This window comes from Paenibacillus tepidiphilus, from assembly GCF_008635795.1.
Taxonomy (GTDB): Bacteria; Bacillota; Bacilli; order Paenibacillales; family Paenibacillaceae; genus Paenibacillus_AQ; species Paenibacillus_AQ tepidiphilus.
This window is the reverse complement of the sequence record NZ_VWRQ01000006.1, coordinates 296,737-316,363: the sequence shown is the minus strand read 5'-3', so window position 1 is coordinate 316,363 and position 19,627 is coordinate 296,737. Positions and strand designations below refer to the sequence as shown.

General features: G+C 55.2%; 15 protein-coding genes, 14 tRNA genes and 1 riboswitch. Of the genes, 21 read left to right on the top strand and 8 right to left on the bottom strand.

Features of this window, described 5'->3' with window-relative positions; all coding sequences use genetic code 11:
- Positions 1–100: 100 nt before the first annotated feature.
- From F1379_RS10770 to F1379_RS10705, 14 genes are all read left to right on the top strand, one after another.
- Positions 101–175: transfer RNA gene (locus F1379_RS10770), tRNA-Glu, on the top strand.
- 56 nt (positions 176–231) lie between these two features.
- Positions 232–307, top strand: a tRNA-Val gene (locus F1379_RS10765).
- 40 nt (positions 308–347) lie between these two features.
- A tRNA-Met gene (locus F1379_RS10760) sits at positions 348–421 on the top strand.
- 35 nt (positions 422–456) lie between these two features.
- A tRNA-Asp gene (locus F1379_RS10755) sits at positions 457–533 on the top strand.
- A 22-nt stretch (positions 534–555) separates the two neighbouring features.
- A tRNA-Phe gene (locus F1379_RS10750) sits at positions 556–631 on the top strand.
- A 24-nt stretch (positions 632–655) separates the two neighbouring features.
- Positions 656–731 (top strand) — tRNA-Thr (locus F1379_RS10745).
- A gap of 6 nt (positions 732–737) precedes the next feature.
- Positions 738–823 (top strand) — tRNA-Tyr (locus F1379_RS10740).
- Between the two features lie 6 nt (positions 824–829).
- Positions 830–903, top strand: a tRNA-Trp gene (locus tag F1379_RS10735).
- Between the two features lie 23 nt (positions 904–926).
- Positions 927–1,002, top strand: a tRNA-His gene (locus F1379_RS10730).
- Between the two features lie 43 nt (positions 1,003–1,045).
- A tRNA-His gene (locus F1379_RS10725) sits at positions 1,046–1,121 on the top strand.
- 21 nt (positions 1,122–1,142) lie between these two features.
- Positions 1,143–1,217 (top strand) — tRNA-Gln (locus F1379_RS10720).
- Between the two features lie 6 nt (positions 1,218–1,223).
- Positions 1,224–1,298, top strand: a tRNA-Gly gene (locus F1379_RS10715).
- Positions 1,299–1,306: 8 nt separating this feature from the next.
- A tRNA-Cys gene (locus F1379_RS10710) sits at positions 1,307–1,380 on the top strand.
- 7 nt (positions 1,381–1,387) lie between these two features.
- A tRNA-Leu gene (locus F1379_RS10705) sits at positions 1,388–1,466 on the top strand.
- A gap of 397 nt (positions 1,467–1,863) precedes the next feature.
- On the opposite strand, the gene F1379_RS10700 is transcribed toward F1379_RS10705, so the two are convergent.
- Positions 1,864–2,784: an aldo/keto reductase gene (locus F1379_RS10700; RefSeq protein ID WP_150269282.1), complete on the bottom strand. Its 921-nt coding sequence runs from the start codon at positions 2,782–2,784 to the stop codon at positions 1,864–1,866.
- A gap of 166 nt (positions 2,785–2,950) precedes the next feature.
- On the opposite strand from F1379_RS10700, the gene F1379_RS10695 reads away from it, so the two are divergent.
- The 3 genes from F1379_RS10695 (at position 2,951) to F1379_RS10685 (ending at position 6,020) form a co-directional block, all read left to right on the top strand.
- A complete protein-coding gene (locus tag F1379_RS10695) occupies positions 2,951–3,331 on the top strand; it encodes a MerR family transcriptional regulator (RefSeq protein ID WP_150269279.1) in 381 nt (126 codons plus the stop codon).
- A 413-nt stretch (positions 3,332–3,744) separates the two neighbouring features.
- Positions 3,745–3,848, top strand: a riboswitch (purine riboswitch).
- Positions 3,849–4,018: 170 nt separating this feature from the next.
- On the top strand, positions 4,019–5,434 hold the full coding sequence (gene allB, locus F1379_RS10690; RefSeq protein ID WP_150269277.1) for an allantoinase AllB: 1,416 nt from the start codon (positions 4,019–4,021) through the stop codon (positions 5,432–5,434).
- 25 nt (positions 5,435–5,459) lie between these two features.
- Positions 5,460–6,020: a cysteine hydrolase family protein gene (locus F1379_RS10685; protein ID WP_150269275.1), complete on the top strand. Its 561-nt coding sequence runs from the start codon at positions 5,460–5,462 to the stop codon at positions 6,018–6,020.
- A gap of 95 nt (positions 6,021–6,115) precedes the next feature.
- On the opposite strand, the gene F1379_RS10680 is transcribed toward F1379_RS10685, so the two are convergent.
- Positions 6,116–6,997 carry a helix-turn-helix transcriptional regulator gene (locus F1379_RS10680; protein WP_150269273.1) on the bottom strand — a complete coding sequence of 294 codons (882 nt, stop codon included), beginning with the start codon at positions 6,995–6,997 and terminating at the stop codon, positions 6,116–6,118.
- Positions 6,998–7,215: 218 nt separating this feature from the next.
- Here F1379_RS10680 and F1379_RS10675 point away from each other — a divergent pair, with 218 nt between their 5' ends.
- The 4 genes from F1379_RS10675 (at position 7,216) to F1379_RS10660 (ending at position 12,499) form a co-directional block, all read left to right on the top strand.
- Positions 7,216–8,607, top strand: coding sequence for an MATE family efflux transporter (locus tag F1379_RS10675; RefSeq protein ID WP_150269271.1), 1,392 nt, complete (start codon positions 7,216–7,218; stop codon positions 8,605–8,607).
- A 355-nt stretch (positions 8,608–8,962) separates the two neighbouring features.
- Positions 8,963–9,865, top strand: a complete 903-nt coding sequence (locus F1379_RS10670; RefSeq protein WP_150269325.1) for an ABC transporter permease — start codon at positions 8,963–8,965, stop codon at positions 9,863–9,865.
- A 15-nt stretch (positions 9,866–9,880) separates the two neighbouring features.
- On the top strand, positions 9,881–10,774 hold the full coding sequence (locus tag F1379_RS10665) for a carbohydrate ABC transporter permease (protein WP_150269269.1): 894 nt from the start codon (positions 9,881–9,883) through the stop codon (positions 10,772–10,774).
- Positions 10,775–10,885: 111 nt separating this feature from the next.
- Entirely contained in the window at positions 10,886–12,499 is a 1,614-nt protein-coding gene (locus tag F1379_RS10660; protein ID WP_239004623.1) for an extracellular solute-binding protein, read from the top strand.
- Between the two features lie 351 nt (positions 12,500–12,850).
- Here F1379_RS10660 and F1379_RS10655 read toward each other — a convergent pair whose 3' ends face one another.
- From F1379_RS10655 to F1379_RS10630, 6 genes are all read right to left on the bottom strand, one after another.
- A complete protein-coding gene (locus F1379_RS10655) occupies positions 12,851–15,088 on the bottom strand; it encodes a helix-turn-helix transcriptional regulator (protein ID WP_150269267.1) in 2,238 nt (745 codons plus the stop codon).
- A 296-nt stretch (positions 15,089–15,384) separates the two neighbouring features.
- Positions 15,385–16,005: a DUF1989 domain-containing protein gene (locus tag F1379_RS10650; RefSeq protein WP_150269265.1), complete on the bottom strand. Its 621-nt coding sequence runs from the start codon at positions 16,003–16,005 to the stop codon at positions 15,385–15,387.
- A gap of 15 nt (positions 16,006–16,020) precedes the next feature.
- Positions 16,021–16,704 (bottom strand): cyclase family protein, encoded by a 684-nt coding sequence (locus F1379_RS10645; protein ID WP_150269262.1) that lies wholly within the window; start codon positions 16,702–16,704, stop codon positions 16,021–16,023.
- 55 nt (positions 16,705–16,759) lie between these two features.
- Positions 16,760–18,574: an adenine deaminase gene (locus F1379_RS10640; protein WP_150269259.1), complete on the bottom strand. Its 1,815-nt coding sequence runs from the start codon at positions 18,572–18,574 to the stop codon at positions 16,760–16,762.
- A 3-nt stretch (positions 18,575–18,577) separates the two neighbouring features.
- Positions 18,578–18,859, bottom strand: coding sequence for a EutN/CcmL family microcompartment protein (locus tag F1379_RS10635; RefSeq protein ID WP_150269257.1), 282 nt, complete (start codon positions 18,857–18,859; stop codon positions 18,578–18,580).
- A gap of 7 nt (positions 18,860–18,866) precedes the next feature.
- On the bottom strand, positions 18,867–19,622 hold the full coding sequence (locus F1379_RS10630; protein WP_150269255.1) for a hypothetical protein: 756 nt from the start codon (positions 19,620–19,622) through the stop codon (positions 18,867–18,869).
- Positions 19,623–19,627: the final 5 nt, after the last annotated feature.

Below are 19,627 nucleotides of genomic sequence, written 5' to 3'. Positions count from 1 at the left end.
GTTCGTTGGAGCATAAGCTTCGTTAGGAATTCTTCGCAATCTCGAACGAAGTGAGAGTATCCCTCTCTCTCCGTAGCAATACCTTTAGGAACTAATGCATGGCCCGTTGGTCAAGGGGTTAAGACACCTCCCTTTCACGGAGGTAACATGGGTTCGAATCCCATACGGGTCACCAATTTTGTCTTGATTTCACCAGATGAAATTTGGTACAATAACAATTGTTCGTTTTATGGAGGCTTAGCTCAGCTGGGAGAGCATCTGCCTTACAAGCAGAGGGTCGGGGGTTCGAACCCCTCAGCCTCCACCATAATTTCCCGATAGGGAGATTGATTATATTATTTTACTGACGCGGGGTGGAGCAGCCCGGTAGCTCGTCGGGCTCATAACCCGAAGGCCGCAGGTTCAAATCCTGCCCCCGCAATATCTCCACTTTCTGGAGAGAGTATTTCTAATCGTGGAACCGTGGTGTAGAGGCCTAACATGCCTGCCTGTCACGCAGGAGACCGCGGGTTCGAATCCCGTCGGTTCCGCCATTTTTATTAAAAGTGATATTGTGGCTCGGTAGCTCAGTCGGTAGAGCAAAGGACTGAAAATCCTTGTGTCGGGGGTTCGATTCCCTCCCGCGCCACCATTAATCGCTTAGACAATTGAATATGCCGGTGTAGCTCAATTGGTAGAGCAACTGACTTGTAATCAGTAGGTTGGGGGTTCAAGTCCTCTCGCCGGCACCATCCCGTGGAGGCTTAGCGAAGTGGCCAAACGCATCAGACTGTAAATCTGCTCACGTACGTGTTCGGTGGTTCGAATCCATCAGCCTCCACCATTCTTTAGGGGCATAGTTTAAAGGTAGAACAGCGGTCTCCAAAACCGTTAGTGTGGGTTCAATTCCTGCTGCCCCTGCCAATTTCACTTTACAATTTAATGAGGCGGTCGTGGCGAAGGGGTTAACGCACCGGATTGTGGCTCCGGCATTCGTGGGTTCAAGTCCCATCGATCGCCCCATAACCGTAAATTGAATGGATAACTAAAGAAGAATAGTATTATGGCGGTCGTGGCGAAGGGGTTAACGCACCGGATTGTGGCTCCGGCATTCGTGGGTTCAAGTCCCATCGATCGCCCCATTATTATGACAATGAAGATGTTGGGGATTAGCCAAGTGGTAAGGCAACGGACTTTGACTCCGTCACTCATAGGTTCGAATCCTATATCCCCAGCCATTAAATGCGGACGTGGCTCAGCGGTAGAGCATCGCCTTGCCAAGGCGAGGGTCGCGGGTTCGATTCCCGTCGTCCGCTCCATTTAATCTGGCGCCATAGCCAAGTGGTAAGGCACAGCTCTGCAAAAGCTCTATCCCCAGTTCGAATCTGGGTGGCGCCTCCAGTATTATGCCGGCGTGGCGGAATGGCAGACGCGCTCGACTCAAAATCGAGTGGGAAACCGTGGAGGTTCGAGTCCTCTCGCCGGTATCAACTAAGATCCGTAGGATTGTTAAATGACAATCCTACGGATTTTTTGTGTTCTTCAATTCGATTTTTGGCGTGATTACACAGATTTGAGCTGGCTCTGATCTACTGGGCGCTTTCCTGCTCATTTGCGGTAGTGGTAACCCATGAAATGTCCTTTGCCCAGGATGTGGCCAATTACATCGTATTCATGGATAAAGGGGGTGTAGTGGAAGAAGAGCTGAAAGCATTCTTCTCGCATCCAAGGAGGAGCGGACGAAGCAGTTTCTGCTGCGCATTGTACCGAACAGTGAATATGCAATTTAGCAGACTCCAGGGCTTGTGAGCGTTACTATATGAAAAAGTGGGCACATCCCCGCCACGGGAGATGTGCCCACTCTTATGTGTAAGGAAGATAAACTTAAGGCAGCTTGTTGCCGGCTGCCCGGTACACCTCGTACCATTCCTGGCGGGTCAAGGTAATCTCCGAAGCCTTGGCAATATCCAGCAGGCGCTGGGTATTGGTCGTGCCGACAATCGGCTGCATATGGGCCGGATGACGGAGCAGCCAGGCAATGGAGATGGCCGTATCGGTGACGCCTTTCTCTTCGGCCAGACGGCCGATGACCTCATTCACTTCAGGGAATTTCTCATTACCGAGGAATACCCCCTCGAAGAAGCCATACTGGAACGGCGACCAAGGCTGGATCGTCATGTCATGCAGGCGGCTGTATTCGAGAATCCCGCCGTCATGGACGACCGAGGCCGAGTTGGTCATGTTGACGTTGAAGCCGGCGTCAATCATGCCGGTGACCATTACGCTAAGCTGCAGCTGGTTGAAGAGCAGCGGTTGTTTGACATTCTTTTTCAGGAGTTCGATTTGCAGCGGATTGAGATTGCTGACCCCGAAGTGCTTGACCATCCCTTGTTGCTCCAGATAGTCAAAAGCCTCGGCCACTTCCTCTGGTTCCATCAGCGTATCCGGACGGTGCAGCAGCAGCACATCCACATAATCGGTCTTGAGGCGCTTCAGGCTGCCCTCGACGGAAGAAATGATATGCTCTTTGGAGAAGTCGAAGAAGCCATGGCGGATACCGCATTTAGTCTGGATCAGCATCTGCTCGCGCATACCCGGGCTTGCAGCAACGACGTCACCGAAGACTTCCTCGGCTTTACCGCCGGCATAAATATCGGCATGATCAAAGAAGTCGATCCCTGCTTCTAGGGCACTGTGAATATGCTTGTCCGCTTCCTGGGGAGACAAATCGGCAATGCGCATGCAGCCCAGCGAAATTTCGGCAACCTCCAGGGCGCTGTTTCCTGCTTTTATTTTGTTAACCATTCAAGTTCACTCCTTGTTATGTTTAAAGTTTACTTTTCAAAGTTTAGACCTTAGAGTTAACTGTAAGTCAACCAATTTTGTGCCAAGCTTTCCAAGCCCGTGGAATGGTGTTACCTTTAGAGTAGAATACGGTGCCGAAAGCGTTCGGCGGAGGGGAGCTGCCAGCATGGGATACAGCATCAAAACCATATCACAAAAAACCGGGCTAAGCCAATATACACTCCGTTACTATGAAAGGGAGGGCGTGCTGCCGGAGGTGTCCAGGGATGAGCACGGCAACCGCTGCTTTCACGACGAGGATCTGGAGCTATTGTCGCTGATCCGCTGCCTGAAGGATACCGGAATGCCGATTGCGGAAATTAAACAGTTCGTATCCCTGGAGAGAGAGGGCCGTGAAGCCCTGTCGGAACAATGTAAGTTACTTGAGGCGCATAAGCGGCAGATTGAGGAAAAGATTCAATTCTTTCAAAGCTTCGCCAGGAAAATCGATCATAAAATTGCTTATTTCCACTCTCTGGAGCAGGAATCCAAGGCTGAATTGAAGTAACCGGCAGCCGGATGGATTGCGGCAAATGAGCTGTGAGAAAGTTCGCTGCAACTAAATGCGGAGACTTAATAAACATTATTGATTCTAATGGAATATGCCGGAAAGAAGCTGCGCCGAAAGGTGCAGCTTCTTTGGTTGCGGGAGGCAGGAATGCTTGATCCGGCAAGGGATACAGCTCTATGAGGCACTGGGCTAGCTCTTCATGCGGAGGGGATTAAAAGGCAAACATGGGGAGCGCAGAAATAATATGCATGATCATTGTGTTATGTTTCATTACATATATTTTGGCTATTCAATGACAAACAAGGTTTTAGCATTGACGAAAAAGCAAGCGATGATATGATATAAGTATTCAAGCAAAGATATTCCAATTTCGGTGTTATGTAATGTTACGCGTGAATGGATATCTTTCTTAATTGAACTGAATAAGCTCTTGTATAAGCTCAATAATTCGGGTTGAGCGTTTCGACCAGGCGACCGTAAATTGCCCCAGGCTACAAGAGGTATAGGATAGGGATTGCTGTTCACCGTGATTTTATCTGCGGGCTATGAATGCTTTCTGTCTTGTACCTTTTGTGATCTGGGGCTTATTTGTTGTGCGCGGAATTATTGAGCGGGCTTATTCGGCCAACACGGGCGTGGCGGTTCAATTCCATTATTCCAATACCAAAGAAGAGGTGTGTATTCATGAGCTATGATCTGATTATTAAAAATGCCAGCATCCCGCAGGGTGACCGGCAGGTGCTGACGGATATCCTGGTCAATAAAGGCGTGATTGTCGGATTCGCCAAAGATATTGAGGCGGAGGCTGCGGAAGTTATTGATGCCGGAGGCAAGCTGGTCCTGCCGGGAGTTATTGATTCCCATACGCATTTTAACGATCCGGGCTTTACGCACCGTGAGGATTTCGTTACCGGTACGAGCAGTGCTGCCGCAGGCGGGGTCACGATGATTGTCGATATGCCATGCTGCAGTGTTCCTTCGGTCCGTTCCGCCGACAATCTGTTCAACAAGCTGAACGCGCTGGAAGGCAAAGGGATCGTTGACTACGCGATGTGGGGCGGAATTACCGGTGAGGATGTGCGCAACAATGTGTTGCCGGAAATCATCAGCGAGCAGGTGGCTAACGGCGTAGTAGCCTTTAAGGTGTATATGACACCGTCTGTGCCGAGCTATCCGCGTGTAACGGACCCTGAGATGCTGGAGGCGTTCGCTGCCGTATCTCCTACGGGGCTGCCAATCGGCATTCATGCCGAGAACTTTGCCATTTGCGATTATTTTACCAATAAGCTCAAAGGTGAAGGACGTATGGATTACCCGGCGTGGGCGGAAGCACGTATGGCGCTTGCCGAGAAAGCGGCGATCCAGCTCGGTATCAGCTTCGCCGAAGAGACGGGCGCCCGGCTGCATATCGTGCATATGAGCACAGCGGCAGGCAATGAGCTGATCCGCGAAGCCAAGCTGAAAGGCACCAAGGTGACGGCGGAATCCTGTCCGCACTACCTGACGCTGAACGCGGTGGATGCGATGACCGAATTCGGCACATTCGCCAAGATTGCACCGCCGCTGCGCACGGCTAAGGATAACGAGGGACTGTGGCAGGGCTTGCAGGACGGTACCATCGACTTTATGGCTACCGACCATGCGCCTTATGAGATTGCCACCGAGAAGGATGCGCCGGGCATGGACGTCTGGACATCATTCCCGGGTATACCGGGGGTGGAAACGCTGGTGCCGATTATGATCAGCGAAGGCTACAACAAAGGCAGACTGAGCCTTTCCCGCCTGGTCGAGCTGCTCTGCACCAACCCGGCCATTCATTACGGGCTATATCCGAAGAAGGGTGCGCTGGAGATCGGTACCGACGCCGACTTCACCATCGTCGATCTGGAGAAGGAATGGACGCTCGACAAAGACCAAATGCACTGCAAGCCGAAATATACGCCGTTCCACGGCATGAAGCTGAAGGGCAAGGTCGATAAGACGATTGTCCGCGGAACGCTGGTGTATGACGAAGCGCTGGGCGTTATCGGCAAGCCGGGCCACGGTGAATATGTGAAACGGCAAACTATCAGCGAGCTCCCGCGCCTGCTGAAATACTAAGACCGGAGAGAGGGAGGAAGCGTAAATGGCTAAACATGCGATTGTTGTAATTGATATGCTGAATGATTTCATTCACCCGGATGGAGCGCTGACCTGTCCGAACGGGGCGGGTATTGTTCCGGCGCTGCAGGACCTGATTGAATTCAGTCATGAGAATGAAATCCAGGTGATCTTCGTGCAGGAGGCACACCGCAAGAACGATGCGGACTTCAAGGTCAGACCGGTTCATGCCATAAAAGGTTCATGGGGTTCGGATTTCATTGATGAGTTGAGACCGGATGAGAGCAAAGGCGATTACGTGGTGCAAAAAAGACGTCACAGCGCCTTTAGCTATACGGATATGGATCTGTTCCTCCGTGAAGAAGGCATCGACACCGTCGTGGTTACGGGGGTATGGACCAATGTCTGTGTCCGTTCCACGGCCTCCGATGCGATGTATCACACCTACAAGGTTATGTGCATCAGCGACTGCTGCGCCTCAAAGGATGAGGATATGCATATCTCCGGCCTGCGCGATATCGGCATCTTCGGTCAGGTGGTCACGCTTGAAGAGTATAAGGCGAGAAATATAGTTGTGAAGGGTTAGAGGAAACCCGCGATCCGAAAGGCTCCGTTACTGCCGTCAATACAAGGCAGCAACGGAGCCTTTGTTGTATCATAGAGGACCGCTTTGTGGAAAGGTTAGTTAAACCGCTGCCGGAACTGGCGCGGGGAGATGCCTTCCTGCTTCATAAAGCTGGAGCTGAAATAAGGCGCCTGGTTGAAGCCGACCTCCTCGGCGATGCGGGCAATCGGGAAGCGGGTCTGCATCAGCAGCAGCTTGCTCTGCTCAATGCGGTAACGGAGCAAGTATTCCATAGGCGAGCAGCCGTATTCACGGTTCATGCAGCGGGCGATGTAGACCGGATGAAAGTTCAGGCTGTCACCGAGCATCGCTGTCGTTACCGGTTCACGGTAATGCTCGCGGAGGAAGGACGCCGCCTGCTCCGCACAGGCCTTGGATGACAATACCGGCCGGTCACGATCGATGGAGGCCGAAAGCAGCTGCAGGATTTCCTGGAACAGCAGCTGCTGGCGGAGCCTCACGGAATCGAGGTGGCCGTTCACCTTGAGCTGTTCAAGCTGGAGCAGAAGCTCTTCCATCCGGGCTGGCTGCAGCAGGGTGGTGTATTGCGAGAGCAACAGATTAAATACATGGAAGTCGCAGAACGAGGCTGGTGCCGGTTCATCAGCCGTCTCTGGGCCGCCGGGACCGGTCTCCGGAGCCGTAATGGCGCTCCAGCTTCCGGTGGTCTGGAAATGCAGCCAATAGCAGGGGGTCTCCTCGTGGCAGCCTTCGGTTCCGAAGTGATGGCAATCCGGGCGCAGGATGAGCGCTTCCCCGGCGCGAACCTCGTACCGGCGGTCTTCTTCGCCCACATAAAGGCAGCCTCCCGTAACCACCAGCAGATCAAACATCTGCAGATTCTGGCGGTTCATATGCCGTTCCCCCGGGAGGAAGCTTCCGAATCCGGAGACCATGTAATGGGGAAGCGGGGGTGCAGAAAATTGCAGCAATGTCATGGTTATGCCTCCTGCAGCCGGCGGTATCGAAGCACGGCCCGAATTGGCCGGGTGCCGGTACCACTCTACACTGATGGTTGGGATAATGAAAGTTTAGGTTGGGAATGTGGTACATTTCCCCGAGTATATCACCTATAATTTACTTCTAGCAAGGCGGAAATACGGCTTGCCCAAACATACAGATGATGGAAGCGGCTAGTGAGGGGAGAGTTCAATTAATGAAAACGGGAAGTGGAAAAATCGGACTGTGGATGCTGGCTTGGCCGATTTTTATCGAGATTTTTCTGCAGACCCTGCTGGGTACGGTGGATACTATAATGGTCAGCCGAATCTCCGACGACGCGGTAGCCGTGGTGGGGATTTCGAACCAATTGTTTAATGCGCTGACGGCCTTATTTACAACCTTTGCCGGAGGGGCGGGCATCCTTATTGCGCAGCGGCTCGGTTCGGGCAGAGGAGAGGACGCCCGGAGCATTGCGATCATGGGCGTGTCGGTCAGTGCAGTGCTGGGTGTAATCGTCAGCCTGATCCTGTTCGTCTATGCCGATCCTATCGGACGGATGCTGCAAATATCGGTTGACCTGGCGCCGCTGGCCCATGTCTACCTGACTTATGTCGGGGGCGGATTGTTCCTCGTCGGCATGACCGCCGCACTTGGAACTGCGATCCGCAACACGGGCAATACCCGGGGGCCGATGTACACTGGCGTAGCCGTCAATGTGCTGCATATCGTGCTGAATTATATTTTTATCTTCGGGATGTTCGGTCTGCCGGAGATGGGCCTTGGCGGGATTGCCATCTCGAACGTCATCAGCCGGTTATTCGGGGTGGCGGTGCTGCTGTACATGTTCTGCGGTGCGTTTGAACGGAGGATTAAATTCCGTGATTTCGCGACCTTCCATAAAAAGCTGTTCAGTGAGATTCTGAAAATCAGCTGGCCGCTGGGCCTGAATTCTTCGGCCTGGGTCATTTCGCAGCTGGCGATGTATATGTTCATGGCTATGCTCGGTGCCCAGGAGCTGGCCGCCCGCACCTATCTGAACACCCTGGAATCGTTCTGTTTCACGCTCGGTTATGCGATTGCCATGGCTGGACAGATTCTGACCGCGCATCTGTTCGGAGCGAAGCAGACAGAGGCGGTCTATCGCGGGGCCTACCGTACGATGTTCATCGGGCAGGTTATCGTCGGCGCCAATGTGCTGATTCTGTTCTTGTTCGGCAATATGCTGCTCGGCTTCTTCACCAAGGATCAGGAGATTATTGCCATCGGCGTATCGCTGCTCGCTCTGAATCTGCTGCTTCAGCCCAGCAAAATGCTCAATATGGCGATGGGCAACGCTCTGAACGCCATTGGAGATACCCGCTTCACGATGACCATTTCAATGATTTCAATGACGGTAATCGGTATCGGCGGCTCCTACCTGCTGGGGATTTCCGCAGGATGGGGATTGGTCGGCATTTACTGCTCCATGATCACCGACGAGCTGCTCCGGGGCGTGCTGGTGCTGATCCGCTGGCGGCGGCGCAAGGTGCTGAACGCGGCGGCTGCGGAGGAAGCAGGCATACGGCCGCAGTCATTGGAGCCGCAAAGCGGGTTGTCGATGTCGTAAGCGCAGTGTCCTGCACGAATTAAATAGGCGGCTTGTACCAAGCCCCGGAACGGTTCCATAAGGGAACCGTTCCGGGGCTTTTTGCATCCGGAATATTGCAATTGTCCATGAAGCACCGGATAGTTCACTGCCCGGAAGTCAGGAAACTGCAGGAATGGCGGGAAGCTGCACTGTCCGCCGGGCCGGGCCTTAGCTATACTGGGGCCATGATTAAATACTGGTTAGGAGAGTGAACGCCTTGAGATTGCGGAGACGCAAGACGGTAGCGGCGCTGGCGACGTATCTTCCTATACGGGAAGCGGAGCGGATACCGCCGCCGTCCGGGACAAGGACGGTAAAGAAAAGAAGGGGATTAATGCACGAGCTGGTACGTAACCGTGTGTTATTTTTGATGCTACTGCCGGCACTGCTGTTTTTCCTCATTAATTCGTATTTTCCGATGGTGGGTGTGTATTATGCCTTTACGCAGTTTGACTTCAATTACGGATTGTTCGATGCGCCGTTTGTCGGGCTGCAGAATTTCGAATTTCTGTGGAAGTCCGGAACGCTGGTCCGGCTGACCCTGAATACGATCGGGTATAATCTGGCGTTCATCGTGCTGGGAAATGTCATTGCCATTGCCTGTGCCATCCTGCTCAGCGAACTGCGCAGCAAATGGTTCAAGAAGCTGACCCAGTCGATTATGTTTCTGCCGTATTTCGTTTCTTTTGTCATCCTGAGCGTCATCGTTTATAACGTATTTAATTATGACAGCGGTTTCTTCAACACGCTGCTGGCGCAGTTTGGTGCAGGCCCTGTTGATGTGTACAGCAAGCCGGTGGTCTGGATTTTCCTGATCATCTTATTCTACCTGTGGAAGAATCTCGGCTACAGCATGGTGATCTACCTGGCGGCCATTACGGGCATCAGCGAGGAGTATTATGAGGCGGCGAAGATTGACGGGGCGCATATTTTTCAGCGGATCTGGTATATCACGGTGCCCATGCTTAAATCGACATTCGTCGTGCTGCTGCTGTTTTCGCTGGGCAGTATTATGAAGGGGCAGTTTGACCTCTTTTACCAATTGATCGGCAACAACGGCCTGCTCTATAACACGACGGATATCCTCGATACGTATGTGTTCCGCTCGCTGAAGGTTACCTTCGATATCGGGATGGCGACCGCCGCCGGGCTGTACCAGTCGCTGTTCGGCTTCGTGCTGATCATGACGGTGAACTATATCATCCGCAAAATCAATGACGACTACGCGCTGTTCTAGGAGGTGACCACTTACATGACAATAAAGGACGACCGCTATACCAAGTTGCTGCAGGGATTGGCTTATACGGTAACGGTGCTGGTATCGCTCGCTTGCCTCATACCGTTTCTACTGATTCTCTCGGCTTCGCTGACCGCGAACGAGTCGATTATCCGTGAAGGCTATCATCTGATTCCGGCGGAGTTCTCCCTGGAAGGCTATAAGACGGTGTTTACGTTCCCGGATGAAGTGCTGCGCGCTTACGGGGTGACGATCATTACGACCGTTACGGGGACGGCGCTGGGGCTGTTTCTGATGACGATGGCCGGTTATGTGCTGGCGCGTAAGGATTTTAAATACCGCAATGGCTTCTCGTTCTACATTTACTTTACGACGCTGTTCGGCGGGGGACTTGTGCCCTGGTACATCATGATGACCAAATATCTGCAGCTCACCGATTCGCTGAAGGCGTTGATTCTGCCGGGGCTGATGACGCCATTTCTAATTATCCTTATGAAAAATTTCATCCGCTCCGCCGTTCCCGAAGAGCTGATCGAATCGGCCAAAATCGACGGGGCCGGCGATTTCCGGATCTACTGGCGGATCGTGCTGCAGCTCTCGATGCCGGGCATCGCCACGGTGGGCCTGTTTCTGGCGCTGCATTACTGGAACGACTGGTTCGGCTCCTCGCTGTTCATCAACGATCCGCATAAGTACCAGCTGCAGTTCCATCTCTACAATGTCATCAACTCGGCTTCGTTCATCGCCAATATGGGCGCAGGCACCGGAATCAGCCTGGGTGCGGACCTGCCGACCGAGTCGACCAAGATGGCGATGGCCATCGTCGTCACCGGCCCGATTCTGTTCCTGTATCCGTTCGTGCAGCGGTATTTCGTCAAGGGCTTGACGATTGGCGCGGTGAAAGGTTAGAACCGTATCAGCGGGCGGGCCGGGTCAGGCCTGTGCCATGAAGAATACGGCTGACATAGATTTACCCGATAATTTCTTAAAGAGGGTTACCAAACTTGAGGAGGGTTCTGCATGGAGAAGAAGGCGGGAAAAAGAAGGCTGGCGCTGCTGGCGGCATTGCTGTCTGTGACAATGGTAGCCGGTTGCGGCGGCAGCAATAACGCGGGGAATGCGGGCAATACCGGCGGGGCAACCAATTCGGGTTCAGGTTCGGAAGAAGCAGGGGCTTCCGGCAGCAATGCGGGTACAGGAGAGGCTGCTCAGCCGGGGATCGACACCTCGAAGAAGGTGGAGCTGCAGTTCTATATGCTGGGCGACGGACCGAAGGATCTGCCGGATATCGAAGCCGAGATTAACAAAATGGCGGCCGAGGAGCTGAACGCCACCGTCAAATTCAACTATACGAGCTGGACCGACTGGGACCAGAAGTATAAGCTGCTCCTGTCCTCCGGCCAGGCGATCGACCTGATCTTCACCGCCGACTGGACCCAGTACCAGTCCTACGCCAAACGCGGCGCTTTCCTGCCGCTTGACGATCTGCTGCCGAAGGCCGCGCCGGAGCTGCAAAAGTTCGTACCGGAGCCGATGTGGGAGGACGTGAAGGTGGACGGCAAAATCTACACGGTGCCCGCCACTTATAAGGAGTATGTGACGAACGGCTTTGTCTGGCGCGAGGATCTGCGCAAGAAATATAATCTGCCTAAGCCGACCGATCTGGTCAGCTACGAGGCTTATATGGAAGGAATCAGGCAGAATGAACCGGACCTGATGCCGGCCTCCTTCAACAGCGATGTGAAGAACAATCTGCACTACATTTATACCGAGCTGAATAAAATGGTCGGCGCGCTGCCTTACGGCATGGGTGTGAAATACGAGTCGCCGACGGAGGTGTACACCTATTGGGGCTCCGAAGAGCACAAGGAAGAGCTCAAGATCATGAAGCGCTGGCAGGACAACGGCTATATCCCGAAGAACGTGCTGAACATCAAGGACACCATGCAGGACCCGCTGACCTCCGGCAAAGCAGCCAGCATGTTCGGGGATAATCCGACCCGCTACAACGACATGGTGATTTCCGTCAGTACGACGCATCCAGACTGGGAGCTAGGCTACTATCCGTTCGGCCTGACGACCGGCTATGCCACTCCGGTGCATCCGGTACACAACGGCTTCGCGATACCGAAGAGCAGCAAGAATCCCGAGCGGGCACTGGCCTTCTATGAGAAGCTGGTCCTCGACAAACGGTATAACCTGCTGACGCAATACGGTGTGGAGGGCAAGAACTATACCGTAGAGGACGGCTACTACAAGCTGGTAGGCACGAGCCAGACCAACGGCTTTACCCGCGAGGGCATGAACGGCTGGGCATGGCGCAATCCAGAATACATGCTGTTCGACAAGAGCTTTGACGGCGTCAAGGCGATCTTCGATGAGCTGGATAAAATCCAGAAGCCGGACCTGTTCCTGGGCTTCGCCGAGGATTACACCTCCTATCAGGCGGAGAAGGCGGCGCTGGAGCAGGTGGAGAAGCAGTACCTCTATCCGCTGCAGGCGGGGCTGGTAGAAGACGTTGACAAGGGACTGGAAACCTTCATGCAGAAGGCGAAGCAGGCCGGCCTGGACAAAATTCAGGCAGAGTGGACGAAGCAGTGGAATGCGTATACGGCGGAGAAAGGAATAAAGTAAACGGGGTGCCCCGGAAGCCAGCGGCTTTCGGGGCAGCTTTCCGTGAGGGGCCGGAGAAAAGCCGCTGAGCGGTATGTTGCCGGTGCCGTAACTGCACGGATAGTTTGGACCTCCGGCCGCTGTTAGATTTTGATTTCCTGAATGAATCCGCAGTCTGCGGATGAAATCAAAATCTAAAGGCGGACACTATCGTTCCTCCGGTTCCAAACATCCTCTCCGTTACTATAGCAACACGGGTTCCCAGCGCCCGCAGAGAAGGGGGCACCCGCCGCCCGCTTCCGGGGCGGAGAATGGGAGCAGAGTGAAGCCTGCCCCGGAATAGCGAGGCGGGCCAACGGAGGAGGATAGCTGTTAACCCAGCGCATTGTGTGAACGCCGGTAATCATTCGGCGTCGCCCCGAAGCTGCGCTTGAACATCCGGTGCAGGTAGGAGCTGCTGGTGAAGCCGCAGCGCTCGGCGATGGCGGTCACCGGCAGCTCGGTGGTCTCCAGCAGGCGGCATACTTCACGCAGGCGCATCTCCAGGATCGAATCGACGATGCTGGTCATCGTCTGCTGCTTGTAGAGCCTGCTGATGTAGATCGGCGACATATCAAGTTCGTCCGCGATGCTGTTCAGACTGAGACTTTGACTCATATAAGATTCCTGCACCTTCTGGTTAATCAGGCGGACGAGCTCATGCTGCTTGCTGTTTTTTTTCTCGGCCAGCCGCGCTTCAATTTCACGGAACAAGACGAAAAAGGCCGTCTCCAGCTCCTCCAGCGTCTCGAACGCTTCCAGCGGCGGTAATTCAGCGGCAGAGGCGCCTTGCAGGCGATTTCTTTTCTGAATCGTGCTGATAACTTCCTTGATAGTCACGCTCAGCCGGGACACTGTCTGCTGGGCCGCAGAGAAAGGGTAGTCCGCAGGTTCGCGGAGGATAGTGCCGAGCAGCGTCTTCGCTTCCTCTGTCCGGCCGCTCATTAAGGCGTCGACCAGCTTTTTCTCCAGCTCCGTCGGATAGCGGTAGGACTGGTCCTGGTACCCGGCAATGCGCGAAGCGCTGATAATGCAGCCGTGGCCATAGAACATCCGGTGCCTGGAGGCGTCCCTGACCAGCTTGTAATGCTCGGGCAGCTGTCCGAGGCTCCGCTCTACCGAGCTGTAAGTGAGTGTAAGACTGAGCTTCAGGTAATCAGCGCAGGCCTGCCGGATCTGGCCCAGCAACGCTTCCGCAAATTCATTATCCGCATAGCCTGCGGAGCTGCAGCCGCCGAGCAGTACCAGCACACTGTCATCGTTCATGTCCACCGTTTCTGCCCGGCAGGTCTGGCTGCAAATCTCCGAGGCGATGTTCATCACGGCGAATTTATAAGCCTGCAGGTAAGCGGCATGGGTCACCCGGAACTCACCATAATGATCAATCCGCAGCAGCAGGAGCCGGTAATCGTCCAGCTCTGCGAAGTGAATGCCGAGCTGCCGCAGTTCACCGTCCTGCAGGGTGATATGCAGCGGCCTGAGGCCGAGGACCATATCGCGCAGCGCGTTTTGCCGGATGGTGAACATGCTGTCGCGTTTCTCACACTCCAGCGCATGCATTTCCCGTACCATCCGGTCGATCGGCAGATACATCTGCCGGGACATCAGCCAGGATAAGCCAATGCCGCCCGCCAGAATTAATCCGGCAATCAGCAAGGTTGCATTGCGGATGTGGTCGGTCTGCCTGGTGATGACCTCATAGGGGGTGATCCGCACATACTGCCAGTTAAGCGCATCCGGCGCAGTATAGGAGATCAGGGAGTTGATCCCGCCGAAATCGGCCAGGAAATATCCGGCCTCCCGGTCCTTGATCCGCGACTCCATCCATCCCAGCTCCGTCCCGGAAAGAGGATGGGCTTCAAGGGAGCTGCCGGAGAGAAAGGTGCCGCGGTCACCCAAAATAAAGGTAGCGCTTTCAGAATGATCCGCGCCGGCAATCTCTTTGTTGATCCAGGGGGCGGAGATATTGACGATCACGGCGGAATTGATGGTACGGTCCCAGCCAATGGCGTCGAAGCAAATAAACGTATACGCCCGCACCTGTCCATTCTCCTCAGCTCCGTTCGAAAAGACCCGTGGAATCGGTGTGAACGGCTTATAATCCTCAAAGTGGTTCAGGATGCCTAGGATGCCGGTGTCGACCAGCTCCGCTTCAGTAAATACACCGTTCTGCCCCTCGGAGGAGGCGATGTAGAATTGTCCGCTTTTGGGATTATAGACATAAATGGATTCTATGTACGGCATGGAGCTCAGATAGTTGCCGAGCTCCGACATTGCAGCCGTGACATCATAAATATCGGGATGGTCATAAAAGACGATTTTGGAAATGGTGCTGTTGCGGTAGATCTGGAAGGACAGCGATTGCGCCGCATCGGTCATATTGACCACTTCCTTGCTGGTCTGGGTCAGATTGCCGAGGTCGGTACGGAAGGCCTGCGTCTTCTCAATGCGGATATAGTACTGATAGTAGATGATGGTGGAAAAGAGTAAGGTCAAGGAAACGCACAGCGTGGTGCTGATCAGGATTTTGCCGTATAGCGCTCTTCGGGTGCGTGGCTTGCTAAGTCTCATTGACATCCCCCCGGATTTCTATAGTGCTGTCCATAGTCTAGAGTATAAACTTCACACCGTGCACAGAACAGTGCCGTAAGGCGCGGGCAGTGAACAGAACGTATCCGGGGCAGTGAACAAACTGGATTTTATTGTACAAAAGAGAACGAAATCGTATGGTAAGCAGCGCAATATAGGACGGCAAACGGAGAAAGCCCGCCTGGCAGAATGCCGGGGGCTGTCCACCGGTGGGATGGGGAGGGAGGAGCCGGGGATACTCCAGATGAACGAAGAAGAGAGGTCTATATCATTAAAAGCTACCGGTTTACCGGTTCGGCAATCTGCATCCGCAGCGGTGTCACTTGATAGGCATTGACGGGGGCCAGGTCCTGCGAGCAGGCGGAGAGGGCGACGATGCAGTCAGTCAGCGCCAGCAGCGCCACATAATCGCCGGGCCGGGACAGCGGTTCCTCAATCACATAATCGAAATTCTCATCCAGCGCATTATTCATGAACCAGTTGATCGGGTCGGGGATTTCACGGGGCTCAAGACCATATTGCCGTAAGGCCTTCTGCAGGTTGTCATGACAGTTCGGATGCTCCTCGAGGCCGAAATCGACTTTGTACCGGTAATAATCGCAGGCCGGGAAAAAGAAATCATGCTTGCCCACGGTATCCCGGGTCAGCTGCATCAGCGGACGCCGCCGGTTGCTGTACAGCCCGTCGCCCGGCTTGAGCCGGATGCTGCTGAGCGAAGAGCGCATATGCACGGGGGAGACATGCTCCTCCGGGTCGTCAGCGTTAAAGCAGACGAAATCTCCGACCTGCTTGCCCTCCACATCGATAATGTAGAGGGTCTGGCCTTTGCGGATGCGGGCGCTGCGCCCTTCATACGGGGGAACGGTAATTTCTTCAATGATGCATTCATCGGCGCGCATGGTTCAGCCGCCTCCTTATTCGATAAATACGGCTACAGCCCGTACCGGGGAGCCGGTGCCCTTGCGGATGCGGAGCGGAAGCCCGAAATAGAGAAACCGCCGCTGGGCGACCCGGTCCAGATTGCAGAGGTTCTCCGTGTTGGTCAGCTTGTACTCGCGGCAGATCAGATGTCCGGAGAAGTCCGGGTCCAGCGGATTGTCGATTGACGGGGCGTCGATGCCGATATTGACGACACCTTGCTGCGCCAGCCATTCCGCCGCCCCGTAATCCAGGCCCGTATAGCGGGTCAGCCATTCGCCCGTACCGTAAGCGCGGTTGTAATGTCCGGTGTACAGCAGAATGATATCACCCCGGTCAAGATGCAGATAACCGCGCTGCAGCGCCTGCTCCAGATCTTGGCGGGTAATATAGTCATCCGGGGAGATATGGGAGACATCCAGACAGACGGCCGGACCGTAGAAATACTCCAAGGGCATCTCGTCGATCGTCTGCCCCTGCGGGTCATATTCATAAGTGGCGTCGCTGTGGGTCGGCCCATGCTCATTGATCAGCAGATTGTTCGTGGCGAACTCGAAGCCGAGCTTCGCCTTGCTTTCTTCATGGCTCATATTGGGGAATATCATCGTCTTCTGATGCGGCGGGAATACCGGCATCCCCTGATAAATCTCCTGGGACAGGTCGATAACCTTGATGCCCACGGGTTACTCCTCCTTTTGCGGGCCGCGCCATGCTAAGCCCCGGTTTGTGGGTGTATCATGCCAGCGGAGGCAGCACGGTAAAGTTGTCGGCGTCGATCAGGCCGATGTCGGTAATTTTCCACGCAGGGCTGGTGACCAGCGAGAGAAAGGATAGATGCATGAAAGGTACATGCAGCGTGCACCCGAGCTCCTCGCGGGCCAGCCGGTGCAGCTCGGCGATCTTGGCGCTCATCTCCTTGCCGGTCAGCTCGTCGGTCATCAGGCCGCCGATCCGCAGCGGCAGATCGCCGACCACCTTGCCGCCGTCGATCATGGCAATGCCGCCGTCCATCGCGATGACCCGGTTGACCGCCGTCACCATATCGGCGTAATTGGTGCCGGTCACGATGATGTTATGCGTGTCATGCGCCACACTCTCGGCGATGGCGCCGCTCCTCAGCTTCATGCCGCGCACGAACGTCTTGCCGATCTTGCCGCTGCGCCCGTGGCGCTCCACGACGATCAGCGGCAGCAAATCATCCTCCGGCGCGGGCTGGGCTGCGCCGTCCTTCACCGGCACGGAGTAGATGCCGGCACCGGTGAGATTCTGGTCGGGGATCACCTCGATGGCCCGAACCCGGACGCTGCCCTGCGCACCGCCGGCATCAAGCTGCAGGTCCTGCTGCTTGACGGGCTTACGCTTGACGGACTTCTTGACGGAGTCCGGATAGATATAGGAAGGAATGTCACGGGTCAGCTCCCCGTGCTCCGCGACCTTCTTGCCGTCAATGTATACCTGATCAACCGTCATCTGGACGAGATCGGCAATGACGGCGATATCCGCCTTCTTGCCCGGAGCCAGCACACCGACATCCTGGAAGCCGAAATGAGTTGCCGGATTAATCGTTACCATCTGGATGGCTTCCACCGGATCGATCCCTTCGGCGATGGTCCGCCGCACGATATCGTTCATATGTCCGTGCTTCAGCAGATCCTCGGGCACCATATCGTCGGAGACGAGGATCGCCCGGCGGGAATCCATACCTTCCTCAGTGATTGCGCGGATGCATTCCGCCATATTCCGCTGGGAGGAGCCTTCGCGCATAAAGACGCTTACGCCATAGCGCAGCTTCTCCATCATTTCTTCCTTGGTCGTTGTCTCGTGGCAGGAGACATGGCCGCCGCCGCAAATAATATGGGCTGCCAGCTCTGCCCCGGCAAGCCCCGGGGCATTGCCTTCAACGGTCTTGCCGATGGTCTTGGCATAAGACACGGAGGCCAGCAGGTCGTCGATCAGATACGGTGCATTGCGGTAGACAGGGTGGACGTTGCTGAAGCCCTGCAGCTCGCCGATGCCCTGCACATGCTCGTCGTTCAGCAGCTCGCGCATATCCTGCGAGGTGATATCTGCTCCGGCCGTTTCCAGTCCCGGCACATCCGGTGTCAGGCACGGTACGGTGAACAGAACACGGTTCGGAAGCGTGCGGGCTTCGTCGATCATCGCCTTCATTCCGGGAACGCCCAGTACATTGCCGATTTCATGCGGGTCAGCCACAAGTGTGGTCGTGCCGGTGGGTATGGACAGCTTGGAGAATTCGGTTACGGTCAGCATCGCACTCTCGAAATGCATATGAGAGTCAATGAAGCCGGGGCTGATGAATTTGCCGCTGACATTCTCAACGACAGTGGACGGGCCGATCAGCTTGCCGGCATCGCCGATCAGCAGAATCCGGTCGCCCTTAACAGCTACATCCCCCGGATAGATTTCGCGGGTAATAACGTTGATGATATAGCCGCCTTGCAGTACAAGATCGGCGTAATGCTGCCCGGAGAGCAACACATCAATCAGCCGCCGCCGCTGAATTGCGTCTTTGATATCGGTAGTCCGCATAAGCTACAAGCCTCCTGCACGGGGACAATCCACGCTGTCCACGATTCCGATGATTGCGGCATCCACCGGGGCCTCCGGATGCTGCGCCGCCCGTGAGGCGACGCTGCCGACGGCGTAAATAATCATCTCGCCGATGCCTGCGCCGACCGTGTCGACGGCGACAAGCGGCCCTCCGGCAGGCGTACCGTCCGGCAGAATCGGCTGTACGATCAGCAGCTTGGCGCCGATGAGGTGCTCATCCTTGCGGGTAGCAACGACATGCCCGGTAATCAGTCCCAGCATCATGGGATTGTCACCCTTTCTCTTTAAATGTAAGTTCAATCCCGGCTTGCCGGGCCAGATCGGAGGCAAGCGGGGTAATGACGGCCGAATCGTCAAGGACGATACCGGTCCGGTTCAGCTTGATGGCGTCCTGCACATCCGCAGCGGTGAGCACCTGCTTCTTTGGTTCCCGGCCGGCGGCCGTGGCAGGCCAGTTGGCGACCTCATTCGCTTCCAGCAGGCTGACACCGAAGCTGCCGATGAGGTCAAGCTTGCGCTGCAGCTCCTGGATAAGCGCTGGTCTTGCCTGGGAGAGCCCTTGCTCTCCCCAGCGGTAATGGCCGGGCGTTGCCCCCAGCTTCAGCGCCGCGACCGGCTTGCCGGCGCACAGTGCCTGCACCGTCAGGCAGACGAGCGGGTCTGCTGTATCGAGCTGGGACAACCGGGCCAGCAGGGATAGAGACAGCACCGGGATGAACAGAAGCTCCGCGCCGGCCGCCGGGAACGAACGGAGTCCGGCGGGGGAGATGATATCGTCTACTCCGGTCTGTCTGACTACTTCCCGCAGATCCATTGTTTCTGTCAGCTGTTCATCCACGGCAAGCTTGATCCGTGCGCCGCTTCCGGCGAGTGTGCGGATGGCGGCAAGCCCTTCCTCCATGCCGATGAAATGGCCGGTCAGCAGGACTAGAACAAGCGGATGCTCCTGCTTCAAACGGTTGTCTGCGGAGCGGTAAGCCAGCTCAAGCAGGGTATTCTCTGCAACCGCGCTATGCCGGCTGTCCATGGGAC

Excerpts from the sequence above, each read along its gene's own strand:
- F1379_RS10700 (WP_150269282.1), bottom strand. The coding sequence starts at position 2,784 with ATGGTTAACAAAATAAAAGCAGGAAACAGCGCCCTGGAGGTTGCCGAA.
- F1379_RS10695 (WP_150269279.1), top strand. The coding sequence starts at position 2,951 with ATGGGATACAGCATCAAAACCATATCACAAAAAACCGGGCTAAGCCAA.
- allB (WP_150269277.1), top strand. The coding sequence starts at position 4,019 with ATGAGCTATGATCTGATTATTAAAAATGCCAGCATCCCGCAGGGTGAC.
- F1379_RS10685 (WP_150269275.1), top strand. The coding sequence starts at position 5,460 with ATGGCTAAACATGCGATTGTTGTAATTGATATGCTGAATGATTTCATT.
- F1379_RS10680 (WP_150269273.1), bottom strand. The coding sequence starts at position 6,997 with ATGACATTGCTGCAATTTTCTGCACCCCCGCTTCCCCATTACATGGTC.
- F1379_RS10675 (WP_150269271.1), top strand. The coding sequence starts at position 7,216 with ATGAAAACGGGAAGTGGAAAAATCGGACTGTGGATGCTGGCTTGGCCG.
- F1379_RS10670 (WP_150269325.1), top strand. The coding sequence starts at position 8,963 with ATGCACGAGCTGGTACGTAACCGTGTGTTATTTTTGATGCTACTGCCG.
- F1379_RS10665 (WP_150269269.1), top strand. The coding sequence starts at position 9,881 with ATGACAATAAAGGACGACCGCTATACCAAGTTGCTGCAGGGATTGGCT.
- F1379_RS10660 (WP_239004623.1), top strand. The coding sequence starts at position 10,886 with ATGGAGAAGAAGGCGGGAAAAAGAAGGCTGGCGCTGCTGGCGGCATTG.
- F1379_RS10655 (WP_150269267.1), bottom strand. The coding sequence starts at position 15,088 with ATGAGACTTAGCAAGCCACGCACCCGAAGAGCGCTATACGGCAAAATC.
- F1379_RS10650 (WP_150269265.1), bottom strand. The coding sequence starts at position 16,005 with ATGCGCGCCGATGAATGCATCATTGAAGAAATTACCGTTCCCCCGTAT.
- F1379_RS10640 (WP_150269259.1), bottom strand. The coding sequence starts at position 18,574 with ATGCGGACTACCGATATCAAAGACGCAATTCAGCGGCGGCGGCTGATT.
- F1379_RS10635 (WP_150269257.1), bottom strand. The coding sequence starts at position 18,859 with ATGATGCTGGGACTGATTACCGGGCATGTCGTTGCTACCCGCAAGGAT.
- F1379_RS10630 (WP_150269255.1), bottom strand. The coding sequence starts at position 19,622 with ATGGACAGCCGGCATAGCGCGGTTGCAGAGAATACCCTGCTTGAGCTG.